At 70.0% G+C, this 13,740-nt stretch carries 9 protein-coding genes and 1 tRNA gene; 6 read left to right on the top strand and 4 right to left on the bottom strand.

The annotated features are described in order from the left end of the window. Positions 1 to 252 precede the first annotated feature (252 nt). The 5 genes from H5J26_RS03795 to H5J26_RS03775 all read left to right on the top strand — a co-directional run bounded on the left by H5J26_RS03795 (position 253) and on the right by H5J26_RS03775 (position 7,256). Positions 253 to 2,091: an alpha/beta fold hydrolase gene (locus H5J26_RS03795; RefSeq protein ID WP_235980381.1), complete on the top strand. Its 1,839-nt coding sequence runs from the start codon at positions 253 to 255 to the stop codon at positions 2,089 to 2,091. Continuing rightward, positions 2,088 to 2,798 (top strand): hypothetical protein, encoded by a 711-nt coding sequence (locus tag H5J26_RS03790; RefSeq protein ID WP_181764236.1) that lies wholly within the window; start codon positions 2,088 to 2,090, stop codon positions 2,796 to 2,798. Before H5J26_RS03795 ends, H5J26_RS03790 begins: the two co-directional genes overlap by 4 nt. A gap of 187 nt (positions 2,799 to 2,985) precedes the next feature. Beyond that, positions 2,986 to 3,744, top strand: a complete 759-nt coding sequence (locus H5J26_RS03785) for a class I SAM-dependent methyltransferase (protein WP_181764235.1) — start codon at positions 2,986 to 2,988, stop codon at positions 3,742 to 3,744. Positions 3,745 to 3,756: 12 nt separating this feature from the next. Further along, positions 3,757 to 5,676 carry an ABC transporter ATP-binding protein gene (locus H5J26_RS03780; protein WP_181764234.1) on the top strand — a complete coding sequence of 640 codons (1,920 nt, stop codon included), beginning with the start codon at positions 3,757 to 3,759 and terminating at the stop codon, positions 5,674 to 5,676. Further along, the gene (locus H5J26_RS03775) at positions 5,673 to 7,256 is read left to right on the top strand and encodes a phytoene desaturase family protein (RefSeq protein ID WP_181764233.1); all 1,584 of its coding nucleotides are present in this window, start codon (positions 5,673 to 5,675) and stop codon (positions 7,254 to 7,256) included. The genes H5J26_RS03780 and H5J26_RS03775 overlap by 4 nt, the downstream gene beginning before the upstream one ends. A 186-nt stretch (positions 7,257 to 7,442) precedes the next feature. Here the strand turns inward: H5J26_RS03775 and H5J26_RS03770 are convergent, their stop codons facing one another. Continuing rightward, positions 7,443 to 8,465, bottom strand: coding sequence for a helix-turn-helix transcriptional regulator (locus tag H5J26_RS03770; protein ID WP_181764232.1), 1,023 nt, complete (start codon positions 8,463 to 8,465; stop codon positions 7,443 to 7,445). Between the two features lie 274 nt (positions 8,466 to 8,739). On the opposite strand from H5J26_RS03770, the gene H5J26_RS03765 reads away from it, so the two are divergent. Then, a tRNA-Gly gene (locus H5J26_RS03765) sits at positions 8,740 to 8,812 on the top strand. 78 nt (positions 8,813 to 8,890) lie between these two features. Here H5J26_RS03765 and H5J26_RS03760 read toward each other — a convergent pair. The 3 genes from H5J26_RS03760 to H5J26_RS03750 form a co-directional block, all read right to left on the bottom strand. Further along, positions 8,891 to 9,832 carry a phosphoribosylaminoimidazolesuccinocarboxamide synthase gene (locus tag H5J26_RS03760; protein WP_181764231.1) on the bottom strand — a complete coding sequence of 314 codons (942 nt, stop codon included), beginning with the start codon at positions 9,830 to 9,832 and terminating at the stop codon, positions 8,891 to 8,893. Positions 9,833 to 10,075: 243 nt separating this feature from the next. Continuing rightward, the gene (locus tag H5J26_RS03755) at positions 10,076 to 11,569 is read right to left on the bottom strand and encodes a N,N-dimethylformamidase beta subunit family domain-containing protein (protein WP_181764230.1); all 1,494 of its coding nucleotides are present in this window, start codon (positions 11,567 to 11,569) and stop codon (positions 10,076 to 10,078) included. Positions 11,570 to 11,705: 136 nt separating this feature from the next. Further along, on the bottom strand, positions 11,706 to 13,346 hold the full coding sequence (locus tag H5J26_RS03750) for a hypothetical protein (RefSeq protein ID WP_309237763.1): 1,641 nt from the start codon (positions 13,344 to 13,346) through the stop codon (positions 11,706 to 11,708). Between the last annotated feature and the right edge of the window lie 394 nt (positions 13,347 to 13,740).

The raw sequence follows: 13,740 nt of genomic DNA, 5'->3' as shown, positions 1-13,740 counted from the left end.
CGGCCGACCGGGTCCCATCATCTTCACCGAGTGATTGTTCACCTCCTTTTTTACTTTCTGCTCCACCGCTGACCACGGTTTTGACGCACCACGCCTCTTGCCAAAATCCCCCCACCAATTTCCCGACGCCCCGTCACCCGGGACACCGGCACCGAGGAGACCGACGTGAAATCGCTTGCCAAAAAGCTGACCTCGACTTTTCTCGGGCCGGTACCGATTTCCCGTGACCGAACGCTCGCCATTTCCGAGCGGTTGACGGCAGTCACATCGCTCACGTCCAGCCTCGAATACATCACCCACCAGCGGCAGATCCGCCGCGGCGGGCTCAACGACTGGACCATCGCGCGGGGGATGCACGCCTCCTCCACCCGTCCCACCCGGCGCATCCTCGATGCCGTCGGCCACCCCAGGACGACGCAGGCGCTGCACATAGCCCGGATCGCTGCGGGCGCGGCTCTGCTGGCGCCCGGCAACGCCCGCTGGCGAGGCGCGGCCAACATGTTCCTCGGGCTGAGCAACGCCGTGCTCTACCCGCGCCACCGCTACGGCACCGACGGTTCCGACCAGGTGTCCTCGTTCGTGCAGACGGCCGCGGGAGCGGCCCGGCTCTCCACGCAGCCCGCAGTCCAGGACGCGCTGCTGTGGTACGTGGCCCTGCAGGCGAACCTCTCCTACCTCGTCTCCGGCTGGGTGAAGCTCCTCGGGCAGCCCTGGCGGGACGGTTCCGCGCTCAACGGCATCATGCGCACCCGTACTTACGGGCACGAAGGCATGTGGAACCTCACGCGCCGGTACCCGGTGCCGGCCCGCTACCTGGCGCACGGCGTCCTGGCCCTGGAATGCCTCTTCCCCATCGCGTACCTGAAGGGCGGCGCACTCGCCCGCCCGGTCATGGCAAGCGCGGCGGCATTCCACGTGGCCAACGGCTACTTCATGGGACTGGGCCGGTTCGTCACCGCGTTCGAGGCGATGCACCCGATGGTCGCCTACACCAGTGCCCCCAAGGACCACCCCGCCGTCGCCGGCAGGGACGACCGGGCGCTGACCGCCGCCGCGTCCATGGCGGCCATCGGCGTCACGGTCGCCGGATTCCTCGCCGCGATGCGCCGCATGAGGGCGACGGACCCGTGGCCGCACGGCCGCGTGCTGACCACCCGGCACGGAAACGAACTGCACTACAACGAGCGCATCTCCGAGAACGAGGACTCTCCGGTCCTGGTCTTCGGAACGGGCATGGTCTCCACGGCGGAGCACTTCGGCTGGATCACCGACAAGCTGGTCGAGGAGAGCGACTACGGAATCATCACCTACAGCCGCGCCGGTTACGGTCCCAGCAAGCGCCACGCCACCTCCCCGTACGTCCTCCAGGAGTCGGTGGACGACCTGGTGGACCTGGTGAGGGGATCCGTGGCCGAGGGCCGGAAGGTCTACCTCGCCGGCCATTCGCTCGGCGGTGAGTTCGCCCGCCGCGCCGCCGTGGAGCTCGGCTCGAGGGTCAGCGGCGTGATCTACCTGGACAGCTCGCACCCCGAGGAGCTGACCCGCTCCAAGCAGCAGAAGGACGCGTCGGACCGCCTCAAGGACGGGCTGAACATGTTCACCCGGAGCCTGCAGGCGGGCCTGGGAGCGACGCTCGTACGGCCGCGCTGGGTGCACAACCTGCCGGCCGAGGTCCGCAGCCGCGCCTTCGCGCAGTACGCGGACAGCAGGCTGTGGAAGGCGGGGATGAGGGAATGGGACGCCACCGAGGTCGACTTCAACGGCTTCAGCGGTGAACTCCCGGCCGTCGAGGCCCACGCCCTGGTGCTCTCGGCACAGCGGACCGTGGACCGCGACCCCGAGCAGCTGCTGATGCACAACGAACTGGCCGCCGCCCACCGCGGCGACGGCCGGGTGGCCCGCACCTCGGTCATCGAGCGCGCCGACCACGACTCCATGCTCACCGACGCCCGGATCGGCACCGACGTGGGGCGCCGGATCCTCGAATTCCTCGACGAGGTCGAGGGGCAGGACGGGGCGGCGGCGAAATCGGCGGGACGACGCGGCGGTGAAGGCCGGTCGAAGGGGAACCAGTCCAAGGAGGCACGATGACCAGCACTCAGACTCCGGCCTCGTTGGCCGGCACCCTGGCCCGTACGGCCAAAGGAACGCGCTCGGCACTCTCCAGCGCCTTCACCGGGCCGGGCGGCCTGACGCGGGCCGCCGCAGCCGCCGTGCTGCTCGGCACACTGTCGGCGCAGCACCCGAACCCGCTGTTCAACAAGGCGCAGAAGGTCGACATCTTCTCCGCCCTCTTCCCCAACTGGCGTTTCTTCGCGCCCACTCCGGCGCAGCACGACTACCACATCCTCTACCGGACGCTGAACCAGGAAGGGGAGACCTCTCCCTGGAAGATGGTCGAGGTCATCGTCGGCCGTAAGCTGCCTCAGATCTTCTGGTTCCCGGGACGCCGTCCGGAGAAGGCCATCTTCGACATCGTCACCGAGCTGATCACCCAGCTGGACAAGGGCTTCAGCTCGTTGAAGAAGATGCCGTCCTACCGGATGCTGTGCGCGTTCCTCCGCGACCGCATCCGCGATGACGGCGCGGCGGAGAACGTGAAGGGATTCCAGTTCACCCTCGTGAGGGCGACCGGTTTCGAGGAGAGTGAGCCGGAGGTCATCTTCGTCTCTCCCTACACCTCGATGGCGGGGCCCGGCGATTCCGCGAACTCCGGCGGCGCCGAGGGTTCCCGGCCCTCCTACGACTCGCACATACGGGACGACTCCCGTGAGGAGATGCCCGTACAGCCCGCGTGACAGCACAGAACGTCCGTCCCCGCGTTCACGGGGACGGGTGAACCATCACCGGATTCCCGAAAGGGGTTCACATGTCCACCGCTTCAATCGTCATCGCTCTCATCGGCATCGCCATCGCCGGCTACATCGCGCTGAACATCGCCAAGAAGAAGTAAGCCCGCCGACACCGACGAGAGGAGGCCCCCTGATGAGCTCCGTGGACGACATAGGCTACGGGCGGCAGTTCGGAGACTTCTACGACCGGATCTTCCCCAGCGGTGGCTACACCGAGCCGACGGTGGAGAAGCTCGCCTCCCTGCACCCGCAGCCCGGTGAGCGCGCTCTGGAACTCGGCGTCGGGACCGGCCGCGTGGCGATACCCCTGGCTCAACGGGCCTTCCCCGTCAGGGGTGTCGACTCCTCGCCGGAGATGCTGGACCAGCTGCGTACGAAGGCCAAGGACGCGGACGCGGATGTCGAAGCGGTGCACGGCGACATACGCAAGTACACCGACGACGCGCAGTACGGCCTCGTCTTCTGCATCTGCGCGACGCTCTCCATGATCCTCGACGCCGACGAGCAGCGCGCCACGATCCAGCACGCCGCCGAACGCCTCGCCCCCGGCGGGACGCTCGTGGTGGAGACCTCCAACCCCAGCGGGCTGAAGGTGCTGCACGAAGGACAGCAGCGCACCTCCTACTTCATCCCCTATCCGGAGCCCAACACCGGACTGCTGACGTACTCGACGGTCTTCGAGGACCGCCGTCTTTGGCACGCTTCGCACATCTGGTTCGAAGACGGCAAGTCCTCGGTAGGTTCCGAACTGGCCCGGCTCACCACCCCGGAGGAGGTGGACGAGTACGCGTCAGCCGCCGGTCTGCAGGCAGTCGATCGCTGGGCGGACTGGAAGGAGACGCCTTGGGCCGAGGACTCACCCATGTTCGTCAGCACCTACACCCGCAAGTGAGGTGACCAAGCCATGAGCACCCTGGAGGCGAAGGCGAGCTCCAGAACCCTTCATGTGGAGGGTCCGGAGGAGAACGTCGGGCCCGCCCACGCGCGCAGGCGCGGAGGCGGAACCGGCCCAGCCGCCGTGTGGTATCTCGCACGGCGCCACCGGGGGCTCCTGGTCGCCGGCGTCATCGTCGGCCTGATCGGCGTGACCGCTCAGCTGGCGCAGCCGTACGCGATCGGTGAACTGATCACGCAGGCGGGCCAGAAGGAGCCGCTGACCACGGCGATCCTCATTCTCGTCGCCCTCTTCTGCGTCGACGGCGGATTCTCCGCCCTGCAGTCGTACCTGATCGGGCGGGCCGGCGAGAACATCGTCTACGACGTGCGGATGCTGCTGACACGGCGGCTGCTGCGCGTCGACCTGGCCGCCTACAGCAAGCAGCAGCAGGGCGACGTCCTCACACGTACGGTCGCCGACACCTCGCTGGCGAAGATCGCGCTCTCGCAGAGCCTGGCGCAGCTGATCATCAACGGCTTCACGGTGGTCGGCGGCGTCGTCGTGATGTTCCTCATCGACGTCTGGATGATGCTCATCACCCTGGCCTGCCTCGGCATCGCCAGCGCCGTCTCCCTGGTGCTGGCGCGAGGCGTGCGCCGCGCCGCGATCGTCAACCGCGAGGACACCAGCGCCTACGGCTCGGACGTGCAGCGTGCGCTGTCCGCCCTGCCCACGGTGAAGGCGTCCCGCGCGGAGGACCGCGAGACGCAGCGCATAGGCCTGCTCGCCTGGCGGGCACGCAACTCCGGAGTCCGGGTCAACGGCCTCAATTCGCTGTTCATGCCCGCCATGAATGTCGGCACGCAGGCCGCCCTGGCGGTCGTCGTCGGGGTCGGCATGACACGCGTGACGCGCGGGACCATGTCCATGGCCGACCTGACCGCGTTCGTGATGTATCTCTTCTACATGGTCTCGCCCCTGGTGCTCTTCTTCCTGGCCATCGGCCAGTTCCAGCAGGGCCGTGCCGCCATCCGCAGGGTGGACGAACTCACGGTTCTCCCCCAGGAGGGCGGCGTGCTGGACCGGATGCGGCAGCGGTCCCGTCCGGCGGCCAAGTCCTCTCCGGTCTCGGCGCTCTCCAAGGACAGGGACGGTGTCGAGTTCCGCTCCGTGCACTTCAAGTACGGGAAGGACGACGAGTCGGCGGTGGAGACGCTCTCCGACGTCTCCTTCACCGTGGCTCCGCGCGGCATGACGGCGATCGTCGGCCCGTCCGGCGCGGGAAAGACCACGCTCTTCCAACTCATCGAACGCTTCTGGGCGCTGGACTCCGGCAGCATCATGGTCGGCGGCAAGGACATCGAGTCGATGCCGCTGAACACGCTGCGCGGACTCGTCGGCTACGTACAGCAGGACACTGCGGCGATGCGCGGCACCGTACGGGACAACGTGGTCTACGCACAGCCGGACGCGAGCGAGCAGGACATCCGTGAAGTGATCGAGCTGGCCGGCCTCACCAAGGTGATCGACGGCATGCCGAACGGTCTGGAGACCGAACTGGGCGACCAGGGAAGCGGACTCTCCGGCGGCCAGCGCCAGCGGCTGTGCATCGCACGCGCGCTGCTCCAGAAGCCGGCGGTGCTGCTTCTGGACGAGGCCACCTCGCACCTGGACTCCGACTCGGAACGCGAGTTCCGCGAGACGCTGCGCAAGGTCTCCGAGCGCTGCGCGGTGATCGCGATCGCGCACCGCATCTCCACCGTGATCGACGCCGACAAGATCGTCGTGATGAGCGACGGCGCGGTACGGGCCTCCGGCAAGCACGAGGAACTGATGAAGCGGGACACGTTGTACCACCGGCTCGCGAACTCCCAGCTCCAGGCAGCCACTTCGGTGGGTGACCTGGTGAAGGAGACCTCCCCCGTCCCCGTCGGGGAGACCCTGTGACGCAGGACGCCGGCAGCGCCGCCCCGGGGAAGCATCCGGGGGGCGAGGCCCGCCAGGCCGACGTCGCGATCGTCGGCACCGGCCCCAACGGGCTGGCGGCCGGGATCACCCTGGCCCGTGCAGGCCTGCGCGTGGAGCTCCACGAGGCCGCCGCCACCATCGGCGGCGGCCTTCGCGGTGAGGCCTACTTCGACAGCGACATCAGGCACGACGTCTGCTCGGCCGTCCACCCGATGGCCGCCGCCTCACCGTTCTTCCGCGAGTTCTCGCTCGTCGAGCGGGGCATCGAACTGCTCGGCCCGCAGGTGAGTTACGCCCACCCGCTGGACGACGGACGAGCCGGGCTCGCCTACCCGGACCTGGAGACCACCTGCGAGGCGCTGGGCCCGGACGGCGCTCGCTGGCGCCGTCTGATGAGCCCGCTGCTCGAACACAGCACCGGCCTGGTCGAGTTCTTCATGAGCGGCCAGCGCTCCGTGCCGCACGACCTGGTCGCGCCGCTGCTGCTCGCGAGCAGACTGCCCGCGCACGGCACGCGCCTCGGCGCACGGCCCGGCTCGCCCCTGAGCCGCATGCTCGGCGGGTTCCGCGGTGACGTCGCTCCGGCGCTGCTCACCGGTGTCGCGGCGCACGCCGTCGGGAAGCTGCCCACTCTCGCCTCCGGGGCCGTGGCGATGCTGCTGGGGCACCTCGCGCACGGCACCGGCTGGCCGCTGCCGCGGGGCGGCAGCGAGCGGATCGCCGAGGTGATGGCGGAGGACATCCGCGCCCACGGCGGCACGTTCCACACCTCCAGCCGCATCACCGACCTTCGCCAACTCGGCGACGTACGGGCCGTTCTGCTCGACACCACGCCCACGCAGCTGCTGGAACTCGCGGGGGAGGAGCGGCTCCCCTCGGGCTACGCCCGGCAGTTGAGGCGTTTCCACTACGGACCCGGTGCCGCCAAGGCCGACTTCCTGGTCTCGGAGCCCATCCCCTGGACCAATCCGGAGGTCGGACGAGCGGGCACCGTCCACCTGGGAGGCAGCCACGCCGCGATCGCCCGCCAGGAGGGGCTGACCGTCCGAGGCCAGGCCACGGACGAACCCTTCGTGCTGCTCGTCGATCCCGCGGCCACCGACCCCGGACGCGCGCGGGCGGGCAAGCGGCCGGTCTGGGCGTACGCACACGTGCCCAACGGCGATACGCGGGACCCCGTGGCCCTCGTACGCTCCCGGATCGAGCGGTACGCACCGGGCTTCGGCGACACCGTCGTCGCCGCCCGGGGAATCCCCGCCGGCGACTACGAGAGCTACAACCCCAACTACGTGGGCGGAGACATCGGCGCCGGCGCGATGACGCTGTACCAGTCGCTGGCCCGGCCCGTGCCGCGATTCGATCCCCACCGCACTCCGCTGCCCGGGGTTTTCCTGTGCTCGGCCTCGACGCCTCCGGGACCGGGCGTGCACGGCATGTCCGGTCACCTCGCGGCGCTCTCCGCGCTGCGGCACCGGTTCGGGGTGCGCGAGGCACCTTCGCTCAGCCCGGCGGGACATGCGGCGGGCTCGGCAGCGGGGGCCGGCTCCACACGCTCATGACCGCGGGCCGGTGCGTGCACCGGATCGTGACTGCGGGCCGCTGCACGCACCACTCCACACGCTCATGACCGCGGGCCGGTGCGTGCACCGGATCGTGACTGCGGGCCGCTGCACGCACCACTCCGCACGCTCATGACCGCGGGCCGGTGCGTGCACCGGCCCGCGAACCCCATGGAACTTTCCGCGTCAGATCCAGCCGCGCTCGCGCGCCAGCAGCGCCGCCTGCGGTCGGTTGCCGGCGCCGAGCAGCTGCATGAGGTCGGCGATGTAGCGCCGGTACGTGCGAACGGAGACGCCGAGGTCACGTGCCCCGGCCTCGTCCTTGCCCCCGGAGCACATCGCCTTCAGCACCTGCCGCTCCAGCTCCGACGGTCCCTCCTCCTCCGCCCTGCGCTCCCCGAGCAGTGAGGCCAACTCGTCCGACTCGGCCCAGATCGACTCGAACAGGGCGAGGATGTTGGAGACCAGCCCGCTCTCCTGCGCGAACAGCGCTCCTCTCGAGTTGTCCTCCGGATGCACGGGGACCACGGCGGTACGGCGGTCGTACATCTGGATCTTGGCCGCGGTATGGCCGATCAGCCGTACGCGCGCACCATGAGACTCCAGCTCTCTCAGATACGCCACGGTCGGCTGGTGGTCCAGGACCTTGCGCACCAGCACCGTCCGAACCGACAGCCCTCTGCGCAGGCAGCGGAGCACGCGCGGGCGCGCCTGTTCGATCTCCTCCTGCCGCATCGCGGTTCCGGGCTCCACCATCGCGACCTCTTCGCGCGCGAAGAAGGCCAGGTCGTCGATGCGGTCGCGGATCTTGGGCAGATCGGTGACCTGCTCGATGCCGACCACGGCGGGTGCGCGGTGTTCGCCGCGCTCCGCACGCAGAGAGGCCACCAACGGCTGGAGCTGGGTGACCCGTTGGAGCTTCTCGTGCAGCTCGTGCAGACGCAGGTCCAGCAGTCTGGCCACGGCCACGTCCGGGTCGGCGGCGGCAAGCCCGTCATCCCCCACTGCCCCACGCGCATGTGAAGTGCCCCCGCTGCGCAGGAGCCCCAGTTCGCGGAGCCGGCGCAGCTCTCTGCGGGCGGTGTTCGGGGGCAGACGGAGTTGGTCGATGAGGCCGTCGAGGCCGATACCGGGCTCACGGAGGCACAGACGGTAGATCTGCTCCTGCTCCTCGGTGAGACCGAGATACGACATCTCGTTCGTACCCAAGCTGATCTCCCCCACTTCGGTCGCCTGCCGGCTCGGGCATGGTGGTCGTCAGAACTTAGGTAGCTCGAGCCTCAACAGGAGTTCGAGCATAAGAAAAACGAAGGCATCCAACACCCCGTAGACCATGAACAATTCGCGTGCGGCTGCCATGTGGTGAGCTTCTGCCCCCGTATGCACCTTCCTCCGCGGAGGATTCAGCTCCGGAAAAGCCCGCGTGCGTTTGGTTTATAGTGGGGGCAGTCGATCCGGTGGAGTCATACGGGCATCGGCGTCTGCGGACGTAGCTCAGCTGGTAGAGCGCAACCTTGCCAAGGTTGAGGTCGCGAGTTCGAACCTCGTCGTCCGCTCCGCAGCACACGAAGAAGGGTCCCGGCCGTGCGGCCGGGACCCTTCTCGTCGTTGCGGGCTGCTGGGCCGACCCGGGCTCAGGACCACTCAAGTCCGGTGAGCAGCCTGTACGCCTCCACGTACTTGGCGCGGGTCTGGTCCACGATCTTCTCCGGCAGCGGGGGCGGCGGCGTCTCGCCTGTACGGTCCCAGCCGGCCTCCCGGCCGGCCAGCCAGTCGCGCACGAACTGCTTGTCGAAGGAGGGCTGGGCCTGTCCCGGCTTCCACTGGTCGGCGGGCCAGAAACGGGAGGAGTCCGGGGTCAACACCTCGTCCCCCAGGACCAGTCCGACATCGGTCTCGGCCGCGATGCCGATGCCGTCCTCGCCGTCGTTCGCTCCGTACCCGAACTCGAACTTCGTGTCGGCGAGGATGATTCCGCGGTCGAGGGCGATGTCACGGGCGCGCTGGTAGACGGCGAGCGTGAGCTGGCGAAGCTGCGTCGCCGTCTCCGCGCCCACCTCGCGGGCGACCTCCTCGTAGCTCACGTTCTCGTCGTGATCGCCGACGGCGGCCTTCGTGGCCGGCGTGAAGATCGGGCCGGGCAACTCCGAGCCGTCGGTGAGGCCTTCGGGCAGGGCGAGGCCGCAGACCGTACGGGTCTTGTGGTACTCCGCCAGGCCCGAGCCCGTCAGGTATCCGCGTGCCACGCACTCGACCGGGATCATCCGCAGCGAACGGCACACCATCGTGCGCCCTTCCCAGTCAGCCGGTGCGCCCGCGGGCACGTCGGTGCCGATGACGTGGTTCGGCACGAGATCGGCGAGCTGCTCGAACCACCAGATGGAGAGCTGCGTGAGGATCCTGCCCTTGTCGGGGATCTCGGTGGGCAGCACCCAGTCGAACGCCGAGACGCGGTCGCTGGCCACCATGACGAGGTCCCCCGCCTCGTTCCGGTACAGGTCGCGCACCTTGCCGGTGTGCAGGTGCAGCAGGCCCGGCACCTGCACGGGGTCGGGCTTCTCCACGAATCCGGACACTGGTCCTCCGGGTCACATCGATGCCGGGGGCGGCGACGGCCGCACCGGCGGGTCGGGCTGAAGAGTTCAAAAGACTTCAGGTTCCGATTGTCCCGCACGGGTCCTCGCACACCCGCGAGGGCATGCACCTCGGCCCTGTCCACGCCGGAGTCGGGACGGCACCGGCCGGGCGCTGAGCCTTCGGCCCGTGCAGCCGCCGGCCGAGGCGCCGGACGAGGCGCCGGACGACGAAGTCAGGCCGGGTCAGGCACCTTTGCAGACGCGATCCAGCAGGTTGGACGTCGCCCGCTGGACACGCGAGTCGACGTGACCGGGACGGTCCAGGGACGGCGACCAGGCGAACGTGCCCGAGGAGAAGACCAGGGCGCCCGACGGGGCACGGTAGAGCGACGTCTCCTGATGGCGGCGCGCTCCACGTGCATCGCGGTACGGGGAGTGGGCGAGCAGCACTCGTTCGGTGTGGTCCGGCAGGCTCGTACGGGGAAAGTAGCGGTCGGCCTCCCCGGCCACGAGACCCGGCAGTTCGTCGCCGTCCCCCGCGTCCGTGGCATCCCAGAACCAGTGTTCGCTGTTGCGTACGACGAGCGGGTTCGGCCGAGGGACCTGGCCCGTGTACTGGATTCCCAGCACGTGCTGTTCCGGCTCGCCCTGGGTGCGCCACTGGGCGGGCTTGCCCGGGCCCTGGTGCTTGCGGCAGGTCAGCAGACGGTCGGGTGAGCCGCCGGGAAGCGGGTCCAACTGGGACTGCCAGAACATGGTGTTGGCCGAGAGGAAGACCAGCGCCGTGCCTCCGTCGCGCGCCCGCTCGACAGCACGGCGCATGGGCACGGTCCAGTACTCGTCGTGACCGGGGAAGACCACTCCGCGGTAGAGCGAGGGGTCGACGCGGCCCGCGTGCAGATCGCGCGCGTCGGCGTAGGCCAGGTCGTAGCCCACGCGTTCGGCCCAGCGGATGAAGTCGTAGGCGTGGCCCACGTGCAGGGGGAGGCCGGCGCCCGCGTAGGGACGGTCGAAGGAGACCGTGACGGCGGCGTCCTCCTCGCCCAGCAGCCGGCCCTCCTCGTCCCACGCGTGGTAGAGGCTGGCGCCGCCGCGGCCGTCCTCGGGGAAGAGGTTGTAGGCCTGCCAGGTGATGTCTGGCAGCACGAGGAGCAGGTCGGCGGGATCGCGGTCGCGGACGGTGAAGGGGATGTGGGAGCGGTGGCGGCCGTCGGCGGTGGTCAGGACGGCGACGTAGGCGCCGGTGGACCAGGTGGCGGGGATCTGGAGGCGCCAGGAGAGCCACCAGTGGTGGCAGGAGACGGTGCGCTCGGCGGTGAGCGGCGCCGGCTGCCGGATCCCGGACAGCCGCGGGCTGGTGATGACCTTCATGGCCCCGTCGCCCGAGTAGTGACCGATGCGGTAGACGTCGACGCTGAAGGACTGGGGCGGGTCGACCGTGATGCGGAAGTCGAGGGACTCACCGGGTGCCGTACCGCCGTCGCTTCCCGCGAAGCCCTTGATCTGGCAGTGCACGTCGTCCGCGGTCTGCGGGCGGCCGACTCCGGCCGTGCGGCGGACGTCTCCGTCCACCACGCCTTCGAGGCCGGTGTGGTCCACGTACCAGGGGACCATCCGGCCGTTGTCGAAATACTGCTCGCCGAATCGCAGCCAGGGCAGCGGACCTTGGCCGAACGGGTCGGTGACGGCGTGTGCGAGTGCCCCCGACTCCCAGCGCCGCATCTCTTCCGTCCCCACCTGTCTCACCCGCCCAACTCTTCTTCGCCGCCCCCGACAGCTTCAGCCCATCACATTACGCGAGCGGGGCATCACCCTTGGTCGCTTATTTGGCCGATACCGAGCCGTTCCACTCGTAGGGGTGTTCGGTGGACGGTCAGACGAGACGCACAGGTTTGTCGGAGCGGACGCCGACGGCGGCGAGCCAGTCACGCAACGGCTGCGGGTCCGCGTTCTCCACGAGTTCGAGCACGGGGCCCGTGAGGTCCGGCGCGCGCTCCCCCGCGACGAGGAGGACCGGGCCGTCGAGCCAGTCCAGGCCGGGTGCCGCACCCGCGGTGTCCACGGCGGCACAGCAGACCACTGCGGTGATGTGGTCGGCCATCAACTCGCGGCCGCTGCGCGGCCCCTGGAGCGGGAGCCCCATGGGTGCGATACCCGTGCCGTCTCCCGCGCCCGCTATGAGGGGGGCCACCAGCGCTCTCTCGTCGGTGCTCGCTGCGGCCTCCTCACGGGCGACGGCAGCGGCGATGCGGGCGGCCGGGGCGTCCGCGGGTGCGTCCGTGCGTGGCCCTGCGGCGGAGAGCCGCTCCACGACGCGTGCGAGCGTCGGCACACGGAGGCCGCCTGCCCCCGCAGGGCGTGCGGCGTCCTCCCGAGCGGACTCCTCGGGCAGGGTCTGCTCCAGAACGTCCAGGGCGTCGAACTCAGTGAAGAGACGGGCCGCCCGGCTGCGCCATATGCGGTCCACGACCTCCTCCGGATACGCCTGCCAGTCCACAGGCGACCAGTCGGGGCCGGGCTCGGGCGGGCCGCCGTGGAAGAGGCGGGCCGCCAGCAGGGACACCGCCTCGTCGACGGCGCCGGGCTCGTCCAGCAGATCGCAGGCAGGGCGCTCGCCGAGGCGCGAGGTGAACCCCTCCGCGAGCCTGTCGCGGCGGGAGAGTTCGGTGAGGGCCGAGACGACGCCCGCGTCCAGCCGGGCCGGCCACCGGCCGATGCGCCACGCGGGCAGGGCGACTCTGGTGAGCAGCCTGTCCCAGCCGGCGTATGCGAGACCGACCTGCTCCTGTGCGCTCGTACGCAGCGCGTAATCCACAGTCTGTGCACGAGCCGCTGCCGCCGCGGCGACGCCTCGCTCCATCTCGGCGGCGTGCGGAGCACAGGCACGGAGCATCAGACGGGCGCACACGCCCGCGAACCGGAGACCTGGATGCCTGCCTGCCCGCTCCGCCACGGCGACCGCGCCGTCGAGCCCTCGTACGAAACGGCGGGCCGCGGCTATGTCCGGATGGGCCGAAGGCCCGGTGCCGGCGACGACGGGGGCCAGCAGGGCACGCAGCTCGGCCACCCGCATCCACCACAGGAACGGTGAACCGATGACCAGGACCGGGGCCGCCCGCGACCGGCCGGCACGCCGCTCTCCGGCGGCGCCGTTCTCGCTGTGCGAGGGGTGGGTGCGGTCCTCCAGCCAGCTGTCGCAGTCCGGCGTGAGGGCGACGGCCGAGGGGACGGGGACCTCAAGGCGCTCGGCCAGGTCCCGTACGAGGTGGTAGAGGTCCGGTGCGGTCTTCTCGTCCAGGGCGACCGTGGGTGTGAGGGCGGGCTCCGCCCTGATGATCACGGACGCCACGCCCGCGGCGACAGCCAGGGCAAGCAGCGCCACGCCGCTCACCACCCAGCGGACGCCGTCCCAGCCGGCGCCGATCCGGCCGGTCGTTCCTCCCACGAGAAGGATCACCGCCGCAGCCGCCGGGAGCAGCGCTACGGCGAGCGCCGTGCCGCGGATGCGCAGCACGGAGAGAGCGTGTGAACGCGCCGAACGCGTGCCTGCCTGCTGGCCCACCACGAACTGCTCACCCCCGGACGATGTGCTCGACGGCCTTCGGATTCCCCCACTGTGGCACCGCGCGGTGACAGCGCAACGTGCGCAGGGCCACTCGGGGACGCTTCATGCGGCTTGCGCCGAACCCTAGTTGGGGCCCTGACATGCGTCAGCCGCTCCGCCGCCCGGTCACTCGATGGAATGGCTTTGGGGAGAGCTCTTGCGTTGCCCGGGGGTGAGGGAGGTGTCCCTTATGCGGCGTTGGTCGCCCTGTCCGTGCAGCTGGGGGAGTCCCGCTGCGGAACGGCCCTCGAAACGGGGCCCAGGCCGGGCCGCGCGGCCGTTTCTCCGGGGCTGCCGTCCGGCC

Source organism: Streptomyces albidus (ex Kaewkla and Franco 2022) (genome assembly GCF_013870515.1).
Classification (GTDB): domain Bacteria; phylum Actinomycetota; class Actinomycetes; order Streptomycetales; family Streptomycetaceae; genus Streptomyces; species Streptomyces albidus.
This window is presented reverse-complemented; position numbering and strand designations above follow the sequence as displayed.